General features: G+C 69.2%; 23 protein-coding genes and 2 tRNA genes. 12 read left to right on the top strand and 13 right to left on the bottom strand.

Annotation, left to right across the window (positions count from 1 at the left end; all coding sequences use genetic code 11):
• Positions 1-18 precede the first annotated feature (18 nt).
• From FQ377_RS00980 to FQ377_RS00970, 3 genes are all read left to right on the top strand, one after another.
• Positions 19-1,953, top strand: a complete 1,935-nt coding sequence (locus FQ377_RS00980; RefSeq protein ID WP_262364198.1) for a DEAD/DEAH box helicase — start codon at positions 19-21, stop codon at positions 1,951-1,953.
• Positions 1,954-2,084: 131 nt separating this feature from the next.
• Positions 2,085-2,156: transfer RNA gene (locus FQ377_RS00975), tRNA-Thr, on the top strand.
• Positions 2,157-2,210: 54 nt separating this feature from the next.
• Positions 2,211-2,284 (top strand) — tRNA-Met (locus FQ377_RS00970).
• Positions 2,285-2,379: 95 nt separating this feature from the next.
• Here the strand turns inward: FQ377_RS00970 and FQ377_RS00965 are convergent.
• Positions 2,380-3,042 (bottom strand): hypothetical protein, encoded by a 663-nt coding sequence (locus FQ377_RS00965; protein ID WP_148599379.1) that lies wholly within the window; start codon positions 3,040-3,042, stop codon positions 2,380-2,382.
• Between the two features lie 53 nt (positions 3,043-3,095).
• The gene (locus tag FQ377_RS00960; protein ID WP_148599378.1) at positions 3,096-3,725 is read right to left on the bottom strand and encodes a class I SAM-dependent methyltransferase; all 630 of its coding nucleotides are present in this window, start codon (positions 3,723-3,725) and stop codon (positions 3,096-3,098) included.
• A gap of 148 nt (positions 3,726-3,873) precedes the next feature.
• Here FQ377_RS00960 and FQ377_RS00955 point away from each other — a divergent pair, with 148 nt between their 5' ends.
• The 7 genes from FQ377_RS00955 (at position 3,874) to FQ377_RS00925 (ending at position 9,773) form a co-directional block, all read left to right on the top strand.
• The gene (locus tag FQ377_RS00955; protein WP_187393206.1) at positions 3,874-5,223 is read left to right on the top strand and encodes an ATPase; all 1,350 of its coding nucleotides are present in this window, start codon (positions 3,874-3,876) and stop codon (positions 5,221-5,223) included.
• Positions 5,224-5,380: 157 nt separating this feature from the next.
• A complete protein-coding gene (locus tag FQ377_RS00950; protein WP_148599377.1) occupies positions 5,381-6,430 on the top strand; it encodes an ATP-dependent DNA ligase in 1,050 nt (349 codons plus the stop codon).
• Between the two features lie 47 nt (positions 6,431-6,477).
• Positions 6,478-7,419 (top strand): DUF2797 domain-containing protein, encoded by a 942-nt coding sequence (locus FQ377_RS00945; RefSeq protein ID WP_148599376.1) that lies wholly within the window; start codon positions 6,478-6,480, stop codon positions 7,417-7,419.
• A gap of 54 nt (positions 7,420-7,473) precedes the next feature.
• Positions 7,474-7,704 (top strand): hypothetical protein, encoded by a 231-nt coding sequence (locus FQ377_RS00940; RefSeq protein ID WP_148599375.1) that lies wholly within the window; start codon positions 7,474-7,476, stop codon positions 7,702-7,704.
• 91 nt (positions 7,705-7,795) lie between these two features.
• Complete coding sequence (locus FQ377_RS00935; RefSeq protein ID WP_148599374.1) at positions 7,796-8,245, top strand: FAS1-like dehydratase domain-containing protein; 450 nt, start codon at positions 7,796-7,798, stop codon at positions 8,243-8,245.
• 2 nt (positions 8,246-8,247) lie between these two features.
• A complete protein-coding gene (locus FQ377_RS00930; RefSeq protein ID WP_148599373.1) occupies positions 8,248-8,688 on the top strand; it encodes a MaoC family dehydratase in 441 nt (146 codons plus the stop codon).
• A complete protein-coding gene (locus tag FQ377_RS00925; RefSeq protein WP_148599372.1) occupies positions 8,685-9,773 on the top strand; it encodes a UDP-N-acetylmuramate dehydrogenase in 1,089 nt (362 codons plus the stop codon). The genes FQ377_RS00930 and FQ377_RS00925 overlap by 4 nt, the downstream gene beginning before the upstream one ends.
• Before the next feature lie 221 nt (positions 9,774-9,994).
• On the opposite strand, the gene FQ377_RS00920 is transcribed toward FQ377_RS00925, so the two are convergent.
• From FQ377_RS00920 to FQ377_RS00870, 11 genes are all read right to left on the bottom strand, one after another.
• Positions 9,995-11,113 carry a N(5)-(carboxyethyl)ornithine synthase gene (locus FQ377_RS00920; RefSeq protein WP_187393254.1) on the bottom strand — a complete coding sequence of 373 codons (1,119 nt, stop codon included), beginning with the start codon at positions 11,111-11,113 and terminating at the stop codon, positions 9,995-9,997.
• A 164-nt stretch (positions 11,114-11,277) separates the two neighbouring features.
• Positions 11,278-11,757 (bottom strand): hypothetical protein, encoded by a 480-nt coding sequence (locus FQ377_RS00915; RefSeq protein WP_148599370.1) that lies wholly within the window; start codon positions 11,755-11,757, stop codon positions 11,278-11,280.
• Between the two features lie 535 nt (positions 11,758-12,292).
• Positions 12,293-12,721: a hypothetical protein gene (locus FQ377_RS00910; RefSeq protein ID WP_148599369.1), complete on the bottom strand. Its 429-nt coding sequence runs from the start codon at positions 12,719-12,721 to the stop codon at positions 12,293-12,295.
• A gap of 238 nt (positions 12,722-12,959) precedes the next feature.
• Complete coding sequence (gene asd / locus FQ377_RS00905) at positions 12,960-14,099, bottom strand: aspartate-semialdehyde dehydrogenase (protein ID WP_148599368.1); 1,140 nt, start codon at positions 14,097-14,099, stop codon at positions 12,960-12,962.
• 169 nt (positions 14,100-14,268) lie between these two features.
• A complete protein-coding gene (locus FQ377_RS00900) occupies positions 14,269-14,829 on the bottom strand; it encodes a dihydrofolate reductase (protein WP_148599367.1) in 561 nt (186 codons plus the stop codon).
• Positions 14,826-15,605 carry a thymidylate synthase gene (locus FQ377_RS00895; RefSeq protein ID WP_262364261.1) on the bottom strand — a complete coding sequence of 260 codons (780 nt, stop codon included), beginning with the start codon at positions 15,603-15,605 and terminating at the stop codon, positions 14,826-14,828. The genes FQ377_RS00900 and FQ377_RS00895 overlap by 4 nt, the downstream gene beginning before the upstream one ends.
• 80 nt (positions 15,606-15,685) lie before the next feature.
• The gene (locus FQ377_RS00890; protein WP_148599365.1) at positions 15,686-17,278 is read right to left on the bottom strand and encodes a hypothetical protein; all 1,593 of its coding nucleotides are present in this window, start codon (positions 17,276-17,278) and stop codon (positions 15,686-15,688) included.
• Between the two features lie 65 nt (positions 17,279-17,343).
• Positions 17,344-18,309: an NUDIX hydrolase gene (locus tag FQ377_RS00885; RefSeq protein ID WP_148599364.1), complete on the bottom strand. Its 966-nt coding sequence runs from the start codon at positions 18,307-18,309 to the stop codon at positions 17,344-17,346.
• Positions 18,309-20,531 carry an RNA degradosome polyphosphate kinase gene (locus tag FQ377_RS00880; RefSeq protein WP_148599363.1) on the bottom strand — a complete coding sequence of 741 codons (2,223 nt, stop codon included), beginning with the start codon at positions 20,529-20,531 and terminating at the stop codon, positions 18,309-18,311. The genes FQ377_RS00885 and FQ377_RS00880 overlap by 1 nt, the downstream gene beginning before the upstream one ends.
• Positions 20,532-20,620: 89 nt before the next feature.
• A complete protein-coding gene (gene mshD / locus FQ377_RS00875; RefSeq protein WP_148599362.1) occupies positions 20,621-21,577 on the bottom strand; it encodes a mycothiol synthase in 957 nt (318 codons plus the stop codon).
• 238 nt (positions 21,578-21,815) lie between these two features.
• Positions 21,816-22,523: a winged helix-turn-helix transcriptional regulator gene (locus FQ377_RS00870; protein ID WP_148599361.1), complete on the bottom strand. Its 708-nt coding sequence runs from the start codon at positions 22,521-22,523 to the stop codon at positions 21,816-21,818.
• A 190-nt stretch (positions 22,524-22,713) separates the two neighbouring features.
• Here FQ377_RS00870 and FQ377_RS00865 point away from each other — a divergent pair, with 190 nt between their 5' ends.
• Complete coding sequence (locus FQ377_RS00865; protein WP_262364197.1) at positions 22,714-23,457, top strand: hypothetical protein; 744 nt, start codon at positions 22,714-22,716, stop codon at positions 23,455-23,457.
• 220 nt (positions 23,458-23,677) lie between these two features.
• The gene (locus FQ377_RS00860) at positions 23,678-24,277 is read left to right on the top strand and encodes a heme-binding beta-barrel domain-containing protein (protein ID WP_148599360.1); all 600 of its coding nucleotides are present in this window, start codon (positions 23,678-23,680) and stop codon (positions 24,275-24,277) included.
• The last annotated feature ends 7 nt before the right edge of the window (positions 24,278-24,284 follow it).

Raw genomic sequence — 24,284 nt, 5'->3', positions numbered from 1 at the left:
CCTGGAGGACTCATTCCCGTGCCTGAAAACCTGACCGAGCAGATCACCGACACCACACCAGCAGCCGAAGCGGCACCAGTGGATTCCGCATCACCGGCGAATTCCACGGCGCTACCCGTCGATGACGGCGTCGACATCCTCTTCACCGATCTCAAGCTCGACGGCCGCGTGCTCGCGGCGCTGTCCGACGTCGGTTACGAGAAGCCCTCGCCCATCCAGGCGGCGACGATCCCCGCACTGCTCGATGGCCGCGACGTCGTCGGCCTCGCGCAGACCGGAACCGGCAAGACGGCGGCCTTCGCCATCCCCGCGCTGTCGAAGATGGCCGAACTCGCCGACATCAACGGTGGGCCCAGCAAGAACACGCAGGTCCTGGTGCTCGCACCGACCCGCGAGCTCGCGCTCCAGGTGGCGGAGGCCTTCACGTCCTACGCCAAGCACATGGACGGATTCACCGTCCTTCCCGTCTACGGCGGTTCGCCCTACGGCCCCCAGCTCAACGGACTCCGCCGCGGTGCTCAGGTTGTCGTCGGCACTCCGGGACGCGTGATCGACCACATCTCCAAGGGCTCGCTCGACCTGTCCAATCTCGAGTACGTGGTGCTCGACGAAGCGGATGAGATGCTGCGCATGGGCTTCGCCGAGGACGTGGAGCAGATTCTCTCCTCCACCCCGGACGAGAAGCAGGTGGCCCTGTTCTCCGCGACGATGCCCCCGGCCATCCGCCGCATCGCCAAGAAGTACCTGAACGATCCGGCCGAGATCTCGGTCAAGGGCAAGACGACGACGGGCACCAACACGCGCCAGCGCTACCTGCAGGTCATGGGCCCGCACAAGCTGGACGCGCTGACGAGGATCCTCGAGGTGGAGGACTACGACGGCATCATCGCCTTCGTCCGTACCAAGATGGCGACCGAAGACCTGGCGGACAAGTTGCGTTCACGGGGCTTCTCGGCCGCAGCCATCAACGGAGACATTCCCCAGCAGCAGCGCGAGCGTACCGTCGAGGCCCTCCGCGACGGCAAGATCGACATCCTCGTGGCCACGGACGTCGCAGCCCGTGGGCTCGACGTGGACCGCATCTCGCTCGTCGTGAACTACGACATCCCGCACGACACGGAGTCCTACGTGCACCGCATCGGCCGCACGGGCCGCGCCGGCCGTTCGGGAGACGCCATCCTGTTCATCACGCCGCGGGAGAAGTACCTGCTCCGCTCCATCGAGAAGGCCACGCGTCAGCCCGTCGAGCAGATGCAGTTGCCGTCCACAGCGAAGATCAACGAGCTGCGCCTCGGTAAGTTCGCCGACAGGATCACCCAGACCCTGTCCGGTGAGGACGTCTCGCTGTTCCGCGATCTCATCGCGAGCTACGAGCAGGAGCACAATGTGCCGGCCAACGAGATCGCGGCGGCGCTCGCGGTCATGGCGCAGGGCGGCCAGCCGATCCTCGTCCAGGACATCCCTGTGGCTCCGGCCGGTCAGCGCGAGCGGGCCGAGGGACGCAAGGACGGCTTCGGGTCGAGGGGCCCCACGCGCACGCTCACCGAGGGCAACGCCACCTACCGCATCGCGGTGGGTCGTCGCCAGCGTGTGATGCCGGGGTCCATCGTGGGCGCCATCGCCAACGAGGGCGGGCTCTCCTCGGCGCAGATCGGCGGGATCGACATCCGCGCCGACCACAGCCTCGTGGAGCTCCCGGCCGATCTGTCCAAGGACCAGCTGCGCGCCCTGTCCCGGACGCGCATCGGCGGCGAACTGATCCACCTCGAGCTCGACAAGGGCCGCAAGCCCGCCGCCGGGCGCGGTGCGGGCGAGTTCAAGAAGCCCTTCAAGAAGGACTACCCGAAGCGCGACGGCGACACCCGGTTCTCGGGCGACGCCACGCGCAAGCCACGTCAGGGCAAGGGCGCCGGCGCCGGAGCGGGACGCTCCAACGCGCAGTCCGAGCAGTAGCAGGAACGACGCCGGGCGGGCCGCGTGGGAGCTGTGGAAGATGCAGTCTCCACGCGGCCCGCAGGCCCCTCCCTCGGGGCGGTCTGCGATTTCGCTCCACCGGCGGAGAACTGGTAACGTAATGTGCTGTTGCCCCCCTAGCTCAGTGGTAGAGCGCGTTCTTGGTAAGAACGAGGTCACCGGATCGATTCCGGTGGGGGGCTCATGAATGAGAGGCCCGTGACGATCCTCGGATCGGTGCGGGCGCCCTCATTTACGGCGGTGTAGCTCAGCTGGTTAGAGCGCACGACTCATAATCGTGAGGTCCCGGGATCGAGTCCCGGCACCGCTACAGAAGGAAAGGCCCCGGAGCACGAGCTCCGGGGCCTTCCGCGTCTCAGGGTGAGTGTTCCATGGTGTGCGGTGTATCGGGTGCGGGGGAAGCCGCTACTTTCCGCTCGTCGCAGTGGGCTTGCTCTTCGTCGTTGACGTTGCAGCATCCTTGACCGACTGCGGTGTCTCGCGGCCCAGCTGTTCGTCGAGTGCTACGCGGAGCCGCGCCTTTGCGGCGCTCACGCGCACGGTGTCGGCGGGCCGGTGGTCGTGGGGGTGCCCGTTCGGGGCCGGTCGTGCGCGCGCCGTGTCGGTCATCGCCATGCCCTTCGGCTGGTGCGTGCTACCCCCAGTGTCCGATCCCGTCGTCGGGCCGTCCAGCACGGCGACGGGATCGGCCAGAGGGTCGCGCGCCCAGATGGCGTCGAGGATCAGGCGGTCCTCCTCCGTGGCGAGCTCGCTGGAGGAGAGCTGCAACAGGGCCTTCACGCCGGCCTCCTGCCGGACCGGATCGGCCGAGGTCGCCGCGTCGATGCCCCATTGGGTCCGCCGCCACCATTCCGCGCGGTCGTCGGCGCGCCTCCTCTGCCCGAGTGCCGCGCGATCCGCCGTCGCCCGCTGGCGCAGGGACGCGAAGGCAGTGATCGCTGCGAGGACAGCGGCGAGCAGAACGGCCAGGGGAGCGAGGGCGCCGACCACCTCCCACCACGGCAGACCATCCGAGAGGATCTCGACGCTGATCGGCTCGGGCGGCGTGGTCGCGGTCAGGACGGACATGGCGCCAGCCTAGCGGTCGGTACTCCTGCTCCGACGATCCGCTGTGTCGGCGCTCACCGCAGACGGACGGCGTGCAGTACGGTGTCGCGGACGTCCACGGCCTGCCCGTTCGGCCCCTGTTCCTTGCGTGGAGAGGAGGCGCTGATCCTGATGTCCCACGCATCGTCGAGGAGCCCGGCAATCTGGTCGGGTGTGTAGAACAGCTCGGCCCGCGGCGGCCTCCCGATGCCGGTCTCGAGGTCCGACGGGTCGTGGGCGACCACCAGGAGCGAGCCGCCGACTCCCACGGGGGCGGCGAGCGAGCCGAAGATGCTCGAGCGTTCCGGGTCCGCGAGGTGCAGGAACTGCACGGACACCAGGTCAAGGCCTGACGGAAGGTCGGGGGAGGACGACAGATCCACACGGCGCCAGGTGAGGCGGTCGGCGACGCTCGGGTCCAGATTCCCGGTGTGTGCACGGGCACGGGAGAGCGCCACATCGGAGACATCGATGCCGAGGACGTTCCAGCCGCGCGTGGCGAGCCAGATGGCATCCGCTCCCTCGCCACACCCGACGTCGAGCGCCGTCCCCGGCGTGAGGTCTCCCGCCACCGCGACGAGCTGCCCGTTCGGCTCACCGCTCCAGACCCGCGGGCGCTGCCGATAGCGGTCGTCCCAGAACTCCTGCGTGGCTCCGAGCTGCATGGCGTGTCCTTCCTCCGTGATCCTCGTCCACGGGCGCCGACCCTCCGCGGCCCGCCCCGATCCATCATGGCCCCTCCGCGGCGCCCTCGGACGGTCCGCGGAGAAGATTCCCGTTCACCCCTACACGTACCCTGACACTCCCCCTAGGATGAGCGGACTATCGATGCGCGCCCGGTCCACGGGCCCCGACGGGGAAGCAGCCACGATGACCTACGACGAGTCCGCCCGGACGACCGAGGACCCGAGGAACCCACCCGGCGCCGTGCGCCGACGACGGAGCCACGACGGCGATCCGCCACGCTTCGCGGATCGCTTCACGGAAGGGCAGGGCGGTAGGAATCCCGGGCCGGTCGTCGTGTCCGATCATGCACCCTCCGGTGATGTACCGGTCCGAGACACATCGGCCAGCGACCCACCGACCGCTGATCCACCGACCGGCAATGCTCCGTCCCCTGACGCCCGGGCCACCGGCTCCCTGCACATCGTGGCACCGCTGCAGCGCGACCCGGCGCCCCCGCCGCGCCCGCACGATTCTCCGCCGACGGCTCCGGGCGCAGCCTCGACCGGCCTGCGCCCCAGGGAGGGGCGGCGCTCCTTCCTCACCCCCGACGACGTCGTCGTCCCCGCCGAGACGGGTCTGCGCGGCTTCCTGGCGGGGCTGGGTATCCGGCTGCAACCCTCGGTGAGGGAGCGGGCGGTGAGGGCGGACATCGCCGCAGTGAGCCGGCACTGGCCCGGTCCGCGCACCATCGCCGTGGTGAACGGCAAGGGAGGTGCGAACAAGACCCCCACGGCGGTGCTGCTCGCGGCGGTCTTCGCCCGCAACGGTGGCGGACCGGTCCTGGCCTGGGACAACAACGAGACCCGGGGAACCCTCGGCTGGCGTACCGAGCAGGGTCCGCACGAGGCCACCGTCCTCGATCTCCTGCCGCAGACCGACGCACTGCTGGCCCCCTCCGCCCAGTCGGCGCTCCTGGCGCGGTATGTGCACCACCAGACGGCGGACAAGTTCGACGTGCTCCGGTCCAAACCTGCCGTGCTGGCCTCCGAGCAGAAGATCACGGCCGCGGATTTCGACGCCCTGCACGAGGTCGCCTCCAAGTACTTCCGCCTCAACGTGGTCGACTCCGGCAACGACGAGACGGCCGAGCGGTGGCTGCGCATGATCCACCACACGGATCAGCTGGTGATCGCGACCACCACGCTCGAGGAGCATGCGGAGGCAGGAGCGCTCCTGCTCGAGGCCCTACGGGATCGCGGCGGTCGCTACGGCGACCTGGCCCGGCAGGCCGTGGTGATCATCAGCCAGTCGGACAAGAACGGCAGTCCGTCCCGGAGCCGGGCCATGGCAGAGGGGTTCGACGAGCTCGCGCGTCGCTCGGTGATCATCCCGTTCGACGTCGCGCTGCTCAAGGGGCGCATCCGCTTCAGCGCCCTCAGGCCGGTCACGCAGCGGGCCTGGCTGGAGGCAGGGGCCGCCGTGGCGGAGGGACTCTGACGCGATACTCGCCTTGCGCGATCCTGGACCAGGGCCTGGTCACCAGCCGCGATGCCGGTGACGTCGAGGTCTTGGGCGACAAGCTCCTCGAGGAGATCCGGAGGGTCCGCACGAGGGTCGGGCCCCGTAGGGAGCGGGGATGGGGCAGGATCAGCACATGACCGATCTGCCCTTCCCCCTCAGGCCCATGCTCGCCAAGGCCGTCGGCGACGTCCCCGAGCCGGACAGCGTTGCGGGCGGTCTGGTGTACGAACCGAAGTGGGACGGCTTCCGGGCGATCGTGAAGATCGAGGACGGCGCCTGCGAGATCGGCAGCCGCGGCACGAAGCTGCTCACGCGGTACTTCCCCGAACTCGTCGAAGCGTTGCTCGGGAATCTCCCGGACCGCTGTGTCGTCGACGGCGAGATCGTCATCCGGCAGGGTGAACCAGGAGCCGAACGGCTCGACTGGGAGGCCCTCTCCCAGCGCATCCACCCCGCTGCGAGCAGGATCCGCCTGCTCGCGGAACAGACGCCGGCGTCGTTCGTGGCCTTCGATCTCCCGGCGCTCGGTGACGACGATCTGACGGCAGTCCCGTTCGCGCAGCGCAGGGAGGCGCTGGAGCGCGTGGGTGCAGCATTCTCCGCGCCGGTCCACGTGTCCCAGACCACCCGCGACGTCGGGCTGGCGCGGCGCTGGCTGGTCGAGTTCGAGGGAGCCGGCCTGGACGGCGTGGTGGCCAAGCCGCTCGGCGCGGTATACGAGGCGAACAAGCGGCGCATGCTCAAGATCAAGCACCACCGCAGTGCCGACACCGTGGTGCTCGGCTACCGTGTGCACACCTCCGGACGGGGTGTCGGTTCGCTGCTGCTCGGCCTGTACGACGACGACGGCGAACTGCGCAACGTGGGCGGTATCTCGGCGTTCTCGGACGCGCGCAGGCTCGCCCTGATCGAGGAGCTCGAGCCCGACGTGATGCACGACGACGACGGCGAGGTGCTCCGCGGTGCCACGGAACGCAACCGTTTCGCGTCGGCGAAGGACGTGTCCTTCGTCCGGCTGCAGCCCCGCCGCGTCGTCGAGGTGCGGTACGACCAGATGGAGGGCGCCCGCTTCCGGCACACCGTGCAGTTCGAGCGGTGGCGCCCGGACCGCGAAGCACGTTCGTGCACCTTCGGTCAGCTGGAAATCCCCGCAGCCTACGACCTCAGCGAGGTGCTGGCCTGAACCCCACGCGGAGTCCGGTCGGGGGAGGGCGCACCTACGCTGGGGACATGGAACAGACGTACCTCTGCAGCGGCGTGGACTGGCGTGCCGACGCACCCGTCCTCTCGCTGCACCAGATCCTGCCGGCCCGCACAGCCCCGACCGGTGCGGCCGGGCAGACCGCGGCCGGTCTCCCGCTCGTGCCCGGGACGAGGCTGGCGTTCGAGGTCGCGGCCGAGGGCAGATTCTGCCTCGGATTCCACCGTGTCCACGACCGGGACGAGCGGACCCAGGTGCCGTGCGAGGATCAGCTGCCGGCCGAGCGCGGCTACCAGTGCGGGCGCTGCTTCGCGCAGGACGACCTCCGCTTCATGCACGACTTCCACCGCTCCGGGATCGCACCGGCGGGTCTCAAGCGCTACCTGGACCAGCCGCACTGGCTCTATGTCGCCACCTTCGCCGACGGGGCGTCGAAGGTGGGCACGGCGTCGCACCTGCGGAAGCAGGCACGGCTCGTGGAGCAGGGCGCAGTCCTCGCGCAGTACGTGGCCTATGCGCGAGACGGCCGCGTGGTGCGGATCCTGGAGGACGAGGTGACGCGCTCCGTCGGCCTGCAGCAGGCCGTGCGTTCCGGGGCGAAGGCCGCAGCGCTCTGCGCGCCGCTACCCGCCGCCCAGCTCCAGGACATCAACGACGGCTTCGCGCTCGCCGCCCGCGGACTGCTCGCGGGAGGCATCGACGTGGATGGCTTCGAGGTGGTCCGGGAGGAGTTCGTGCCGCCGGTGGCCGACGTCGTCCTCGGCCACAGCGGACTGCAGCCCTACCCCGAGCCGCTGGGCACGGGCCGCCATGGCTTCACGATCCGCGACGTGCTCGGTCCCTCCGCCCTGGTCTCGATCGACGGCTCCGCGCTCGTGTTCGTCGCCGATCTCGCGCAGCTCAAGGGGCGGCGTCTGGGCTTCGGTGATTTCGCCACCGGGGTTCCCGCCGTCCAGGAGTCGCTGTTCTGAGCAGCACGCGCAAGGCCCGGGACGACCGCGGGACGACGACGGTAGAATCGGGGCATGCTGAATACGCCCTGGGAGACCGGCTCGGACCTGTACCGCAAACTCGTGGTCTCCGCACTCGTCACGACGGCCGTCGGCATCCTCGTCGCCGTCGTCGGCGCCGGGACAGCCCGGAACAACCTGGTCTACACGGGTATCGCGGTGATCGTGGTGGGTATGAGCTGTCATGTGGCCGGCATGGTCATCCGGTCCCGCGACCTCAGGCGCCGCATGAAGAACCGGGGCTGACCCCGCGTCGGACGGCGTCCGTCGTCATCTGCCGCACTGTTCCCAGGACCACCATCGTTCCCAGCACCACATCGTTCCCATCGGAGGACCCATGACCATCGCCCCGGACCTGCAGGGACGAAGCTACCCGCCGGCAGAGCCCTACTCGGTGGGACGGGAATCCGTCCGCGACTTCGCCCGTGCGGTGAAGGCCACCCACCCCGCACACTTCGACGTCGCTGCCGCCGCGGCTCTCGGCCACGCGGACCTCGTCGCACCCCCGACCTTCGCGATCATCGTCGCCCAGCGCGCCGATGCGCAGCTCATCGCTGATCCCGACGCCGGGATCGACTTCACCCGCGTGGTCCACGCCGACCAGCGCTTCGTCCACCACCGCCCCATCCTCGCCGGCGACGAGCTCGTCGCCGAACTCCACGTGGACCAGGTGCGCGCGATGGGCGGGGGAGCGATGATCACCACGCGCGCCGAGATCTCCACCGTGGAGGGCGCGCCCGTGGCCACGTCCACCTCATCCATCCTCGTCCGCGGAGAGGGCCAGTAGCCATGACCGTGTCAGTCACCACGCTCGAGGTGGGTCAGTCGATCGGCTCCACCACCGTCCACGTCACCCGGCAGGATCTCGTGCGCTACGCCGGTGCGTCGGGGGACTTCAACCCGATCCACTGGAACCAGTCGTTCGCCGAGGGTGTCGGCCTTCCCGGGGTGATCGCCCACGGCATGTTCACCATGGGCGCCGCCGTCCAGCTCGTCACCGACTGGGCCGACGACCCGGCCGCCGTCGTCGACTACCAGACGCGTTTCACCAAGCCGGTGGTCGTCGAGGACACCACCGCCGAACCGGGCGAGCCGGGAGCCGTCGTGGAGGTGTCCGGGGTGGTCGGTGCGATCGACACGGACGCGTCGACGGCGCGCATCGACCTCACGGTGACTGCGGCCGGCCAGAAGGTGCTCGTGAAGGCGCAGGCCGTGGTGAGGCTGCCATGAGTGCTGCGGCGACCGGGACGCGGCTCGCCGATCTCACCACCGCCCGCGTCGGCGGTCCCGCGGGCACGCTCGTGGAGGCCTCGACCGAGCAGGAGATCGTCGACGCCGTCCGCGCCGCCGATGCCGCCGGCAGCCCCCTGCTGATCATCAGCGGCGGGTCGAATCTGCTGATCGGTGACGACGGCTTCGACGGCACGGTGGTCCACATCACCTCGACGGGGTTCACCGTCAACGACGATGACGCGACGTGCGGCGGCGTCATGGTGAAGGTGCAGGCAGGCCAGGACTGGGACGAGCTGGTGGAGTACACAGTGCTGCACGCCTTCTCCGGGCTGGAGGCGCTCTCGGGCATCCCTGGCTCCACCGGTGCCACGCCCGTCCAGAATGTCGGGGCCTACGGATCGGACGTGTCCCAGACCATCGCGACGGTGCGCACGTACGACCGCGAGACCGACCGCATCAAGAGCTTCACGAACTTCGAGCTGGGGTTCGGCTACCGGGATTCCCTCCTCAAGCGCAGCACCGTCGAGGGGTCACCGCGCTACGTGGTGCTCTCGGTGGAGTTCCAGCTGGCGCTGGGCCGCATGAGCACGCCGATCCGGTACGCGGAACTGGCGCGGGTACTCGGAGTCGAGGTGGGGAAGCGGGCCTACTCCAACGACGTGCGTCGCGAGGTGCTGCGCCTGCGCGGGGGCAAGGGGATGGTGCTCGATGCCCCCGATCCGGACACGTGGAGCACGGGCTCCTTCTTCACGAATCCCGTCGTCACCGAGGACGTGGCTGCCGCGCTGCCGGAGGACGCGCCGCGATTCCCAGCCGGGGAGCACCGGGTGAAACTCAGCGCGGCCTGGCTGATCGACCAGGCGGGCTTCGGCAAGGGCTTCGGCCTGGCCGACGACGCCGGCCACGCCGCCGCGGACGGACGGGCAGCCCTGTCCACGAAGCACACGCTCGCCCTGACCAACCGGGGCGGCGCGTCCACCGACGATCTGCTGGCGATCGGACGGCTCGTCAGGGACGGCGTCGAACGGGTCTTCGGGATCCGGCTGGAGCCGGAGCCGCTGCTCATCAACTGTGCGCTGTAGCCGTCCGTCGGCGCTGCCCGCCGTCCGTCGGCGCGGTGGCCGTGTACTGGCGCGCTGCTGCGCACTTGCGCCATTTCCGCCGGATGCGGGTGTCACACCTGCCGGTCACCGGTGTCGCACCGCAGGCTGATCACCGTGTCCTGGCCGTTCGCTCACAGGTGTTGTACCGCAGCCCATCAGGGTGCCGCACCCGGCGGGATGCGGGTGTCATACCGCAGGAGTCAGGTCCGCGGGTGGGGATACTCCGCGGCCCGGCCCTGGAAGGCGAGGATGTTCGAATTGCGAATGACGCCCTCGCTGATCTCCACGGCGTATCGGAGGACGTCGTCGTTCTCCCACGCCGTGGGTCCGTCGAGGACCGTCCGGAGGTAGGGCAGGAGCGCTTCGCTGACCTCCCACGTGGCGGAGTCCCACAGGTACGACGGGCTGTGGTCCACGCCGTAGTAGCGGACGTTGTTCCCCACCCGGAACATCGGATCGTCGAACGACGTGGGCCGCGCCCAGCTGAAGCCCATCCCCTCGTCGCAGGAGACATCCACGATGAGTGTGCCGGGGGCGAGGGACGCCAGGTCGGAGTCGACGAGGAACATGACCGGTTCGTTGGGGTCCTGCAGGATGCAGTTCACGATCAGGTCGTGACCGGCCAGGAAGCCGGCCAGCGGTACCGGGCCGCTCTCCTCGAGGACCACGCTGTTACTGGAGTCCGCGGCGTCGTGCTCCACCTGCAGCATCCTGGCCGAATGGATCGGGGAACCGACCGCCGTGACTCCGCGACCGGTGAGGACGTCGACGTCGTGGATGCCCTGTGCGTTCAGCGCCGTGACAGCGCCGCGCGCCGTTGCACCGAAACCGATCACCACGGCGTTCAGCTTCCGGCCGTAGTCGCCGGTGGAGCCCACGAGCTGCAGCGCGTGCAGAACGGAGGAGTAGCCGGCCAGCTCGTTGTTCTTGTGGAAGACGTGGAGGCTGAACGCACCTGCTGCGGTCCAGTGGTTCATGGCCTCGAAGGCGATGAGGGTGAGGCGGCGGTCGATCGCGTGCTGGGTGAGTTCGGCGTCCTGGACACAGTGCGGCCAGCCCCACAGCACCTGGCCCTCCCGCAGCTGCGCGACGTCCGACGCCAGGGGCTTGGGCAGCAGGATCACATCGCTCTCCGCGATGAGTTCCTCCCGCGTCGCGAAGCCGCCCACGAAGGGAGCGAGTTGCTCGTCCGGCACCCCGAAGCGGTCGCCGTACCCGTGCTCCAGCCGGATCCGCTGCTGCAGATCGTCGTCGATCCGGGAGAAATGGTGCGGGTGGATGGGCAACCGGCGCTCATTGGTCTTGCTTGAATGCGCCATGATTCCGAGGCTGAGCTGATTCACGCGTGCTCCTTCTGGTTACACCCTGTCTAGCACGTCGGGGCGAAGCAGACGAGCGCCCCATACGTCGGACTGCCTGGGCGGGTGCCGGCGGGTCTGGCAGGTTCGCGGACCTGCTGCAGGTGCCGGGAGCCCGGCGGCTGTCAGCGGATCTGGTGGGACCGACGTCGTTCGATGGCTTCGGTGAGTTCTGTCGGGGCGTCGGTAGAGACGAGGACACTGGTGCTACCGGTCGAGATGCGCACTGCCGGTCCGCCGACCAGATAGCCGGTGGTGCTGTTCGGCATGATCCGCAGTCCCATGCCCGAGCCCAGTCCGGTCGCCTTGGCCGGCTGCACGCCGTCGATCCGATGGTAGGGGATGGAGGTCCTGAAGATGCGCGCAACGCTGATGCTCAGCTCCCCGGCGTCCAGGCGGACCACCGCCTGCATCATCACTGTCGCGACGAAGAGCAGTGCCATGAGGGCCCCGAGGATCAGTCCGATCCCGTTCAGGCCGCCCGCCATCATGCCTGCGGTGACCGAGATGGTGGACGCGGCCCCCAGGACCAGGAAGCCTATCCGGTACTTGAGCGGCATCCGGGCGTGGAACGTCTCGGCGGTCTTCTGTTGGTCCCGGTCCATGCGTTCATTCTGGTGACGGACTCCTTCCGCGTCCACCAGGGAGGCCTCGTGGCCGTGTGCGCGTGTCGCTCCTGCGGCTCCCTCCCGCTGTTCGGCGTCCTTGGGTGGGATTGACGCTCCTTGGCTGTTCCTTCCCACTGGTCGGAGTTGCGCAGTGGGATCGACGGTTCTGCAGCGCCCCTTCCCCCGCTCACTCCCACTGGTCGGAGTTGTGCAGAGGGATCGAGCGTTCTTTCCCAGCGTTGGGGGTTGTGCAGTGGGATCGACGCTCCTCCATCGCTCTCTCCCAATGTCGGAAGTCGTGCGGTGGGATCGACGGTTCTGCAGCGCTCCTTCCCCCGCTCACTCCCACTGGTCGGAGTTGTGCAGTGGGATCGAGCGCTCGTCCCCAGCGGTCAGCATTGTGCAGTGGGATCGACGCTCCTTCACTGCTCCACCCCACTGGTCGAAGTTGTGCGGTGGGAACGAGCGCTCCGACGTGCGCACCACCGCACGGGAACGCCGATGCAGGCACTCCGACGCCTTGGCCGGAAAGCTAGATAGCGGGGGTGCGGCGGGCCTGTTCCGCGGCAGCCCGGGTGAGGACGACGTCGCCCCAGCTCAACTCGCGCTCGACGAGCTGGCGGGAGCACAGCCACTGGGCGAGGCGCGAAGCGACGCTGATCTGGGCGAGCCGATCGTGGAAGTCGGGCAGGAGATGAGGCTGTGCGAGGAAATCGGGCAACGCGTGCAGTAGCGCCGGTGCACCCATGACCTGGGAGAAGGGGCAGTCCGTCCCGAACTGGCGTTCGAGGGCGAGCAGCTCCTGGTCCTCGACGGTCAATCGGCTCCATGCGCTGTCCTCGAGATAACCCCGGAGGTGGTCCTGGACCCGTTCGTACCGCAGCAGACTCTCCGGATGACGGACGTGGGAACTCGACGCGAAGAAGCGCCGAAGGATGGTGTCTGCGTTCACGGGGTCCATGCGGTCATCCTGCCGCTGCCCACCGACCTTTTGCTCCAGGAGCCGTCGCGGAACCTCAGGTGACCGGGCCACCGGGACCGGTGCCGGGCACCGACGCCGCATCCTTGGCAGCCCTGCAGCTTCGGGTCCTCGGCCGCCCGGGTGACGTCATCGCCCGGCGGGCCTCGCGGCGCACGGTCCCATGCCGGCCCGGCTGCCTCGAAGTACGGACCGGGCAGCGCGCCGCCGGCGATCGGACCTACAGGTTCCCGGTCGCGATCAGCAGCATGCGGCGCAGGGGTTCGGCCGCTCCCCACAGCAGTTGGTCGCCCACGGTGAAGGCGCTGATGTACTCCGGCCCCATCTCGAGCTTGCGGATGCGCCCCACCGGGATCTCCAGCGAGCCCGTGGCCGCGATGGGGGTGAGGCCGGACACGGTGTCGACCTTCGTGTTCGGGATCACCCGGACCCATTCGTTGTCGGCCGCGATGATTGCCTCGATCTCGTCGACGGGCAGGTCCTGCGTGAGCTTCAGGGTCAGGGCCTGGGAGTGCGAGCGCATGGATCCGACGCGGACGCACAGGCCGTCGAAGGGGATGCGTGTCTCCGTCCCGAGGATCTTGTTCGTCTCCGCTCCGGCCTTCCATTCCTCCTTCGACTGCCCGTTGCCGAGATCCGCGTCGATCCACGGGATCACGGACCCGGCGAGCGGCACCCCGAACTGCGTGGCGTCCAGGCTCGGGTGGCGCTGCTTGGCGAGGATGGCCCGGTCGATGTCGAGGATCGCCGATGCGGGGTCGTCGAGATTCACGGCCACGCTGCTGTGGAGGGCGCCGAACTGATCCAGCAGCTCGCGCATGTGCCGTGCGCCCCCACCCGACGCCGCCTGGTAGGTCATGGAGGTACCCCACTCCACGAGACCGTTCCGGAAGAGCCCGCCCAGGCCCATGAGCATGCAGGAGACCGTGCAGTTGCCGCCCACGAAATCCCGGACACCGCCCGCGAGGCCCGCTTCGATGACCGACCGGTTGACCGGATCGAGCACGATCACGCTCTGCTCCTCCATCCGCAGCGTCGACGCGGCATCGAGCCAGAGACCGTCCCAGCCGGTGGCACGCAGCCGGGGATGGACCTCCGCGGTGTAGTCGCCGCCCTGAGCGGTCACGATGATCGGCAGGGTGGCCAGGGTCTCGACGTCGTACGCGTCCTGCAGCACCCCGGCACCGTCGGCGAACGACGGCGGGGCACCACCGGCCGCGGAGGTGGAGAAGAAGATCGGGTTGATGCGGTCGAAGTCGCCCTCGTCCTGGAGGCGCTGCATGAGGACGGAGCCCACCATGCCGCGCCAGCCGACGAACCCGACCGACGGCAGGGCGGAGGTCGCGGGTACTGAAGTCATGGGCACCAGCTTAGGCGTGACGCCCGGTCCGACCCTCCTTATGACGGAGGGACGGACCAGTCGCTGACGGATTTCGACGGAGGGCTGAGGCGCGCTGATGGAGGGCTGACGAAGGCGCGGGACCGAGGGACGGACCAGGCGCACCGCCGGAAGGCCGATCAGGGCGTGGCTACGGGCGGCGGGTCCAGAGGCTGATGCGGTACCGGGACCCGCCCGAAGACTCCAGCCACCCGGTCTCGGGCGTGAGCGCGGCGAGCGCCCAATCGACATCGAGCGACGGCGCCATCGTGTCGCCGTCCTCGGCCGACTCGATGACTGTGACGAGAGCGGCGTTGGCCAGCGCCATGGCGTCGGCATAGACCTGTCCGCCCCCGATGATCCAGATCTCCTCCGCGCCGGGGCTTGCCCCGGCGGCCTCGATCGCGGCCTCGAGGGATCCGACGACGACGGCGCCAGGGAATGCGCTGGGCTCGGAGCCGGAGATGACGATGTTGGTGCGGTCCGGCAGCGGCCGGAACTTCTCCGGGAAGGATTCCCAGGTGCGGCGACCCATGACCACCGGATGGCCCGTGGTCGTGGCCTTGAAGTGCGCCATGTCCTCGGGCACGTGCCAGGGGATACCGCCGTCCCGACCGATCACGCCCGCCTCGGTCTGCGCCCAGATCATGCCGATCACCGGGGAGGACCCGACGGCGTCGGGCACGCTCAGGCTGTCGGCTGCAGAGCTCATACGGCCACCGGTGCCTTGATGGTGGGGTGGTGCCGGTAGTCGATCACGGCGAAATCCTCCAGGGTGTACTCGAAGATGCTCGCGGGTTTCCGGGAGAGTTCGAGGCGCGGGTAGGGGTAGGGCGTGCGGGAGAGCTGCTCCCGGACCTGCTCCACATGATTGTCGTACACGTGCACGTCGCCGCCGGTCCAGATGAACTCACCGGGCTCCAGACCGGTCTGCTGGGCCACCATGAGGGTCAGCAGGGCGTAGGAGGCGATGTTGAACGGCACGCCGAGGAAGGTATCGGCGGAGCGCTGGTACAGCTGGCAGGAGAGTCTGCCGGGAGCACCGTCGACGCCGGGGGTCACGTAGAACTGGAAGAAGACATGGCAGGGGGGCAGGGCCATGGACTGCAGCTCGGAGACATTCCATGCCGAGACGAGATGGCGGCGCGAATCGGGCGTGTCCCTCAGCGCCTCGACCACCTGCGCGATCTGGTCGATGTGGCCGCCATCGGGTGTGGGCCACGAGCGCCACTGGACGCCGTAGACCGGGCCGAGCTCGCCGTCGTCGTCCGCCCATTCGTTCCAGATGGAGACACCGCGTTCCTGGAGCCAGCGCACATTCGAGTCGCCGCGGAGGAACCAGAGCAGCTCGAGCGCCACGGACTTGAAGTGCACGCGCTTGGTGGTGATCAGGGGGAAGGACTCGGTCAGGTCGAAGCGCAGCTGGCGCCCGAAGACACTCCGCGTGCCGGTGCCCGTCCGGTCACTCTTGGCGACGCCGTTGTCCATGACGTCGCGCAGCAGGTCCTCGTACGGCGTGGGGAGGGGAGTGTTCACCCGGACAGTCTAGCGATCGGCGGGACAGGTGCTCACGACGCCGACACCTGCTCCGGAGCGACCGGGCGCCTGGCTCCGGGTGACCTCACGGGCAGCACCGCGACGACGACGGCGGCGAGGAACAGGGCGATCACGAGGGTATCGAGCTGCCCCGATCCCGGCGGGTACGGCGCAACTCCGGCGCCGTCCGGTACCAGGGCCGCGCGATTGCCCGCGAGGACGAAGGCAGCGAGGGCGAGCATGCCGGAGATGGTCATGACCAGGGTGCGGGCCGCCACCGCCGCGCGCAGGGACCGGTCCCCGAGCTCGGGGGCCAGACGCAGCCGAGGGCGGGTCAGCGTGAGGGACAGCACGGCCACGGAGCCACTCAGGAGCAGGCCGTAGGAGGCCCACCAGAGAGCGGGCTGCGTCGATGCCCCGGGCAGAGTCCCCACCCAGAGCGCCAGCCAGGCCGCACCGAGGACGACGGCGAGGGCAGGGACCATGATCAGCAGGAGCAGCGCAGGAGGACGCGGCGCTGTCCGCGGATCCGACGGCAACCCGTGGTTCCTCAGCAGGATCAGCTCGGCCCACAGCTGGACACCGAGGAACGCGAGATAGGCCACGGTCAGCATGCCGAGCTGCAGCGGGCCACCCAGCGGCATGCCGAGGGAGAACAGCAGCGGTACGACGCCGAGGCACCACACCGCGTAGCCGATGCGTTGCCCGCTGCCCACCACACTCCGGGCCCGTGGGAGCGACCCGGCGGGTGCCGGGGGCTGGTCCCCGTCGTAGAGGTGAGGAGGTTCGAAGCGTGGCCGGGCCGCGACGACCATGAGGAGGGTCGCCACCGAGAGGAGGCCCACCCCGACGCGGAGAGGGTCCCAGGCGGGCCCTGCGCTCGGCGGTGCTGCGAACTGCAGGCAGGCGCCCACCACCAGCACCGTGACCAGGGCCGTGGTCCGCAGCAGGCGGTTGACGAACACGCCGCGCATGATGATGTCCTCCACCTCCGTGAGGGTGGACACAGGCCGACGCCGCACGATCACCTGCAGCGTCAGGACGACCCCGACAATCAGCGTGGTGTAGGAGATGCCGGCGATCGACGCGAAGTAGGGTCCAGGGACGCGCGAGACGGAGGGGGCGAACCCCTCCACGGGAGCGTCCTGCGGGTCGATGGGGGAAACGGGCACCGTCAGGGCGATCGCGGCGAAGCCGACCAGCACCAGCACCCCCGTGGATGCCGTCAGGTAGCGCGGCAGGTACTCGCGCACGTGCCTCGCCATCCGGTCGGCGTCGTGATCTCCGGCGCATCGCGGACCGGTGAACTGCGCGATCAGATAGATGCCGACGATCGAGAGGAGGGGTGTGAGGGTATCCGTCAGATCCCTGGAGAACACTGCACCCCTGGCCGCCCCGGAGGCCGACGGCCAGGGCGTGGCCAACTCGTGCAGGGGCGGGGAACCGAGGACGCCGCCGACCGCGAGGGCGAGGAGGGCCGCCACCATCGCGTGGCGCCTGGCCGCGCGCATCGGGAGTGTCTCCGATCGGCCGGTGCGGAGCGTCAGACGCAGGACGGCGTACACCAGGAGGGCGCCGATGAGAAGATTCACCCCCGTCGCGGCGACACTTCCGGTCGTGGCCATCGTTTCCCTCCCCGAATGCTCTGCCAAGCTTTCGACACGGGCAGGGCTGCGTCAACCCCCGAGGATCAGTCGTCGTACGCCCGGTACTGCTCCACGGACACGATCCGGCCGGGATCGGTGCTGCTGACCTGACAGATCAGGGCCTCTCCGGGCGCCAGATAGGGGTCGTCGGTGGGAAGGAGCGCGCGCAGCCGCTTCGTCAGGTGGCCCTCCAGGACGTCGAAGACCAGCGGCAGGACGGGGCGGTGTGTGCAGATCGCCACGGGGCGGCGCTTGTCGAACACCCGCTCGACGGCGGCCCTCGTCCGTCCGGGCTTCCGCGCGGCGTCGCGCTCGGTGAGGGCGTCCACGAGCTTGAGCTTGGCGCTGCGCTGGTTCACGTAGGGCGAGACGGTCTGGACGCAGCGCACCCACGGGCTGCTGATCACCCGCTCCGGGTTCCACGCCTGCAGCAGGCGGCTCACCGCGACGGACTGCCGTCTGCCGGTGGCTGCGAGCGGGCGGTCGCCCTCGGCCAGGCTCCAGGAGGAGCGGGGTTTCGCCTTCGCGTGCCGCACCACGATCACCGGCCATGTCTGGAGATCGTCGGCATCGTACGCCTCGACGAGGACGTCCAGTGGTTCGACGTCGGAGGGGTTGCTCAGCATGGTGCGGGCCTTCTGCGGCGTCACCCACTCCACGTGGTCGACCTCCTTGCCGTCGGGGACGGGGGAGAGGTGCCGGATGCCTGCCGCCCAGTACTGGACGATTTTCTCCCCGGAGTTCACCGGATACCTGATGGTGGCGAGCGGGATCCCGAGCTCGACGCGGAGACCCACTTCCTCGAATGTCTCGCGGACCGCGCACTCCGGCGTGGTCTCGCCCTCGTCGAGCTTGCCCTTCGGCCAGGACCAGTCCCCGTAGCGCGGCCGGTGGATGAGCAGGAGCTCGAGCCGGCCCTTCTCGATCCGCCAGCACAGGGTGCCGGCCGCGATCACGACGGCGTCTCCCGGCGGCATGCCGGAGGCCGGGTCTTTCGTGGAGGAAGCCATCAGCGACGCGACACCGCTTGCTGGCGGGTCCTGGAAGCGAGTAGCCAGGACTGGATGTCCTCGAGGGGGGCGCCCTCTTCGTCCCGGTGGTGGCGGGTCCAGCACCCGGTCTCGTCGAGGTGCCAGCTGGACACGGACGGATCCATGTAGCGGTCCATGAGATTCATCAGGTACGAGATGTCCTCCGGAGCGCTGAGCTGCACCAGCGCCTCGACCCTGCGATCCAGGTTGCGGTGCATCATGTCGGCCGAGCCGATGAAGACCGCCGGCTCACCCCCGTTCGCGAAGGCGAAGACCCGCGAGTGCTCCAGGAAGCGGCCGAGGACGGAACGCACCGTCACGTTCTCGCTCAGGCCGGGAACCCCGGGGCGCACGGAACAGATGCCGCGGACGATCACGTCCACCGCGACGCCGGCCTGTGATGCGCGGTAGAGCGAATCGATGATGGCCTCGTCCACGATGGAGTTGACCTTGATGACCACGCGCGCCGGCAGTCCCGCCCGGCTGTTCGTGATCTCCTGCTCGATCCGCTCCATCAGACCCGAACGGACGGACCGCGGAGCCACGAGGAGCCGCTTGAAGGTGGACTTCGGGGCGTACCCGGAGAGCTGGTTGAACAGCCGCGAGAGATCCAGGCCCACCTGGTCGTTCGCGGTGAGCAGGCCCAGGTCCTCGTAGTATCTCGCGGTGCGCGGGTGGTAGTTTCCCGTGCCGATGTGGCAGTACCGCCGCAGTCCGTTGATCTCCTGCCGCACCACGAGCGAGAGCTTGCAGTGCGTCTTCAGGCCCACGATCCCGTACACCACGTGGACGCCGGCCTGCTCGAGCTTCCGTGCCCAGGAGATGTTGGCCTGCTCGTCGAAACGCGCCTTGATCTCCACCAGGGCGAGGACCTGCTTGCCCGCCTCGGCGGCGTCGATCAGCGCGTCGACGATGGGGGAGTCGCCCGATGTCCGGTACAGCGTCTGCTTGATGGCCTGGACCTTGGGGTCGGCTGCAGCTTGCTCGAGGAAGGCCTGGACCGACGTCGAGAAGGAGTCGTACGGGTGGTGCAGCAGGATGTCCCGACGTCGCATCGCGGCAAAGACGTTCGCGGCCTTGGAGGTCTCGCTCTCGTTCAGATGCCGGCTCGTGTGCGGAACGTGCTTGGGGTAGTGCAGTTCACCGCGGTCGATCGCGGCGATGACGCTGAGTCCGCGCAGGTCCAGCGGTGCCGGGAGGGCGTAGACCTCGTCCTCCTCGACACCGAGCTCGCGGGAGAGCAGGGCGCGAATGCTCGGGTTGATGTCCGTGGTGACCTCGAGGCGGACGGGCGGGCCGAAGCGGCGGCGCAGCAGTTCCTTCTCGAGGGCCTGGAGCAGGTTCTCGGCGTCGTCCTCCTCGACCTCGAGGTCCTCGTTGCGCGTGACCCGGAACAGATGGTGCTCGAGCACCTCCATCCCGGGGAAGAGCTGGTCGAGGTGGACGGCGATGACCTCCTCGAGCGGGATGAAGCGCGCGATCCGCCCCGCGACGTTGCCCGCGCGGGGCCCGTCGACGGACACCAGGCGCGGGAGCTGGTCGGGGACCTTCAGGCGCGCGAAGAGCTCCTTCTCGCTGATGGGGTTACGCACCACGACGGCGAGATTCAGTGACAGCCCGGAGATGTAGGGGAACGGATGCGCGGGGTCCACGGCGAGCGGGGTGAGGATCGGGAAGACCTTCTCGGCGAACATCGTGTGCAGATCGGCCCGCGCCGCGTCGTCCAGCTCGTCCCATGTGGTGAGGTGGATCTGCTCCTGGGCGAGGGCGGGGCGGATGTGCTCGGTGAAGACGGCGGCATGGCGCTGCTGCAGTTCGTAGCCGTCGTGCATGATCTTCTCGAGCTGCTCGATGGGGCTGAGGCCGGAGGCCGATGGCACGGCGAGCCCGGTGGCGATACGCCGCTTCAGCCCTGCCACGCGCACCATGAAGAACTCGTCGAGGTTGGACGCGAAGATTGACAGGAAGTTGATGCGCTCGAGCAGATAGAGATTCGGGTCCTCGGCCAGTTCGAGCACGCGGGCGTTGAAGTCCAACCAGCTGATCTCGCGGTCCAGGAAGCGGTCCGGGCTGATCTCTCCCTCGGGGACGAGACTCGGCGGGAAATCCGGGATGTCGATGCGGTCCTGGGTGGCTCGCGCCGGGGTCGATTCGGACGAGCCGTACAGCGACGCGGTACGGCGGGTGGTCTTCGAATCCATTGCGTCTCCTCCAGCAGCGGGCACAGGCTTGGCGGGCCTCCCGCCCTGAACGGTAGAGGTGCGCCCTGGATGAAACACTACAAGGTGCTTCAGGCAGCCTTGCCGGCGTACATCACGTCCACGTCCCAGCGCGTGAAGCCGAGCTTCCGGTACAGCGCGACGGCGGCCGTGTTGTCGGCGTCCACGTAGAGCATGATGGCCTGCAGCCCGGCGCCGTGCAGATGCTCGATGCCCGCGATCGTGAGGGCCTTGCCGAGTCCCGTGCCCTGCGCGTCCGGAGCCACGCCCACCACGTAGACCTCGCCCATCGCCGCCCTGTCACCGCTACCCGCGTGGATCTTCGTCCAGTGGAAGCCCAGGAGCCGTCCGTCCTCCTCGCTGACGGCGAGCAGGAAGCCGTCCGCGTCGAACCAGTCCTCGTCCATGCGTGCCTCGAGGTCCGCTCGGGTGGTGGCGCCCTGTTCCGGATGGTCCGCGAACGCGGCGGCGTTGGTGGCCAGCCAGGCGTCCTCGTCCTGGCCACGGACGAAGGGCCTGAGGCTCACGCCGGCGGGCAACCGGAGCGCGGGCACCGATGCCTCGACGGCGGCGCGCGTCAGGCGCATGCGCCAGAGCTCACGGACCGGCTCGAAGCCGAATCGCTCGGCGAGGTCCGCCGCGGCTGAATGATTGCCGTGCGACCAGCCGCGCAGATCGCGGATGCCCTCGCGGAGTACTCCCTCGATGAGCGCTGTCCCGGCGCCTTCGCCGCGGCAGTCCGGCCCGACGACGAGCTCGAGGACCGCTGCGTCCTCGCTGCGGGTGATCACGGCGACCCCTGCGAGTTCGCTGGCCTCGTGACCTGCGATGCGCGCGGTCAGGACCAGCAGCCGTTCCCCGGCCTCCCGGTCGCGGAGCGTCACGAGTGTCTGCTCGGACAGCGGAGGATTGCCGTCGGACTCGGCAGCTGCGGAGGCGAGACCGACGATCTCCCCGAGGACGGTCTCCTCCGGTGCGCCGGAGATCCGGTCGATGGACCAGGTGGGAGCATGCTGCGCGGTCGTCATGCGCCCAGCCTAGTCCCCGCGCCAGGGCACCGGTTTGGCTCGTCGTCCGGACTGCGGTACTGTTTGGAACTGCTCGAGGGGGATGCACCAGTGGGGTGCCCGCGATACGTTCGACCCGTATGTCCTCCACCATGACGCCGGTACGTCCGGCTACGAGACCCCCGCCCACCGGCGGGGGTTTCGTCGTCTCCGGGGTCCGTGCCATGCCACGCCATGCCCTGGCCGGGTCCGATGGTCCTCAGGCGTCGTGTCCGACCGACACCCGCTCCTCGCCCGACCGGTTGCGCGTGAAGCGGTATCCGACATTGCGCACGGTGCCGATCAGCTGTTCGTGGTCCGCCCCGAGCTTCGCGCGCAGGCGCCGCACATGGACGTCGACAGTGCGCGAGCCGCCGTAGTAGTCGTAGCCCCAGACCTCATGGAGCAGCTGGTCGCGGGTGAACACCCGGCCCGGATGCTGCGCGAGGTACTTCAGGAGCTCGAACTCCTTGTACGTCAGATTCAGCGGTTCCCCGTGGACCTTAGCGGTGTAACTGATGTCGTCGATCACGACGCCGGAGGCGTGGATGGCGGTGTCGGTCTCCCTCCCGGCGGCCACAGAGCGCCCGATGGCCAGCCGCAGCCGGGCCTCCACCTCGGCCGGACCGGCCGAGTCCAGCACGACGTCGTCCGCTTCCCAGCCTGCTGTCACCGCAGCCAGACCTCCCTCGGTGAGCACGAGGACGAGGGGTGCGCCCGGTCCTGTGGCCCGGAGCAGCAGTGTCAGGGACCGCGCTCCGAGCAGATCCTCGCGAGCGTCCACGAGCACGACGTCGCACGGCCCGGTGGTCAGGAGCGCGGTGGGCTCCGCGGGGAGGATGTGAACCCGGTGATCGAGCAGTTCGAGCGCCGGAAGGACCTCGACGGAGGATCCGGTGCTGTTGGTGAGCATCAGGATGTGCGGCATGGGTCCTCCACGGATCAGGCGTGCATGGATCAGGAGTGCGCATCATCGGGCAACGGCGTCGGCCCGCCCGGCGGAGGGCGGGTCACGTTCCGACGAGTGTAGCCGCCGCCGCGTGACGTGTCCCACGCCGCGGGGTGCCTGTGGGCGCCGGATTGTCCCTCTCCCCCTGCGCGTAGGGCAGTATTGCAGGGTGAAGAGGACGAGTGTGGCAGTCGCGGCGGCCGGAGCCACCGCCCTCGTGGTCGCCGCGTCGTACCTCTCGCTGACCGCGGTCGCGCTCTCGGTCGGAGCCCTGTGCGTCGTCGCCGCCGTCGGGTGGACCCATCTTCTGGGGGTCCCGGCACGCAAGAGCCAATCGGCGGCCATCGGACTCAGCGCACTCCTCGCGGTGAGCCTCACAGCTCTGGTACCTGCCCCGTCCTTCCTGGCGTGGTTCCCCGCCTGTGTGGCGCTCGGTGTCGGGGCCGTCTTCATGATCCAGCTCGTCCGGGGAACGGGACAGAGCTTCCGCCTCGAATCGACGCTCGGGGCCAGCTCCGGGGTTGTCGCCGTGGGGATGGGGTCGGGCTGGGTCGCCACCGAGCGGCTGGCGGCCAACGCCACCGATTCCGGCATGACGCTCGTGACCGGGGTGAGCATCCTGGTAGCCATCGCGGTCTCCCTCCTGCCGTTCCCGGACCGTCTCATCGCTCCGGCCGCCGTCGCCCTCGCCGCGCTCGCGGGCCCCCTGGGTGCCCTGCTGTTCACCGATGTGCCGGCGCTCGCCGCAGCTGTGGTCGGCCTGGTCTGCGGTGCGGTCATCGCCGCGACCCGGCGGCTCCTGATCGCGCGTGGAACGCCGCTGCCGGCGCTGGCCGCGGTCTCCGCGGGTCTCACCCCCGTGCTCGCCGTCGGCGCCGTCGTCTACTTCCTCGACGGTTTCTTCCTGGCCTGACGGACCCTCCTGTGGCTCCGACTCGAGGAGGGTGACCCGGGCACATCCGTTGCGGCGCTGTCGGAGGTGCACGTTAGGATGTCACCATGTCCATCCTCGCTCTTGAAATCTTCTTCATCTCGCTGCTGGTCGTCGCCGGTCTCGGCATGGCAGGTTTCGCAGCCCTCGTGATCGCCCGCCTGTACAAGGGCCAGAAGTAGCCGATCGGCCCGGCGCCCCGATGTCGATCGATCTACCCACCGACCTCACGCCCGAGCTCGTCCCCCTGTCCTGGCTGCTCGGGACCTGGGAGGGTACGGGCATGCTCGGGGAGGGGACTGCGGGATCGGAACGCTTCTTCCAGCGGGTCGAGTTCACCCAGAACGGCCTGCCCTACCTCCGGTACAGTGCGGAATCCTGGCTCGTCGACGAGCAGGACGTGCAGCTGCGACCGCTCTCCGTCGAGACGGGGTTCTGGGCTCTGGACCGCAGGCTGAACGATGCCGACGTCGGGCCGGGACTGAGGCCGGCCGACATGGTGCCGTCCCTGAAGACGGCCGACGAGGTGGAGCAGTTCCGCAACGACGCCGGGGGCTTCGACCTCACCGCCACCATCGTCCACCCCGGCGGCATCGCGGAGCTGTACTACGGGACCATCAAGGGCCCGCAGGTCCAGCTCAGCACCGATCTGGTGATGCGCGGACAGCAGTCCAAGGAGTACACCGCTGCCACGCGTCTGTTCGGCCTCGTGGAGGGCAATCTCTACTGGCGCTGGGACGTCGCGGCGGACGGCGGATCCCTGGAGGCGCATGCCTCGGCGATCCTGCGCAAGGCCTCCTGACCGCAGC

The organism is Arthrobacter echini (assembly GCF_008107445.1).
Classification (GTDB): Bacteria; Actinomycetota; Actinomycetes; order Actinomycetales; family Micrococcaceae; genus Arthrobacter_D; species Arthrobacter_D echini_A.
The sequence above is the reverse complement of the archived record's forward strand: the minus strand, read 5'-3'. Positions and strand labels throughout refer to the sequence as shown.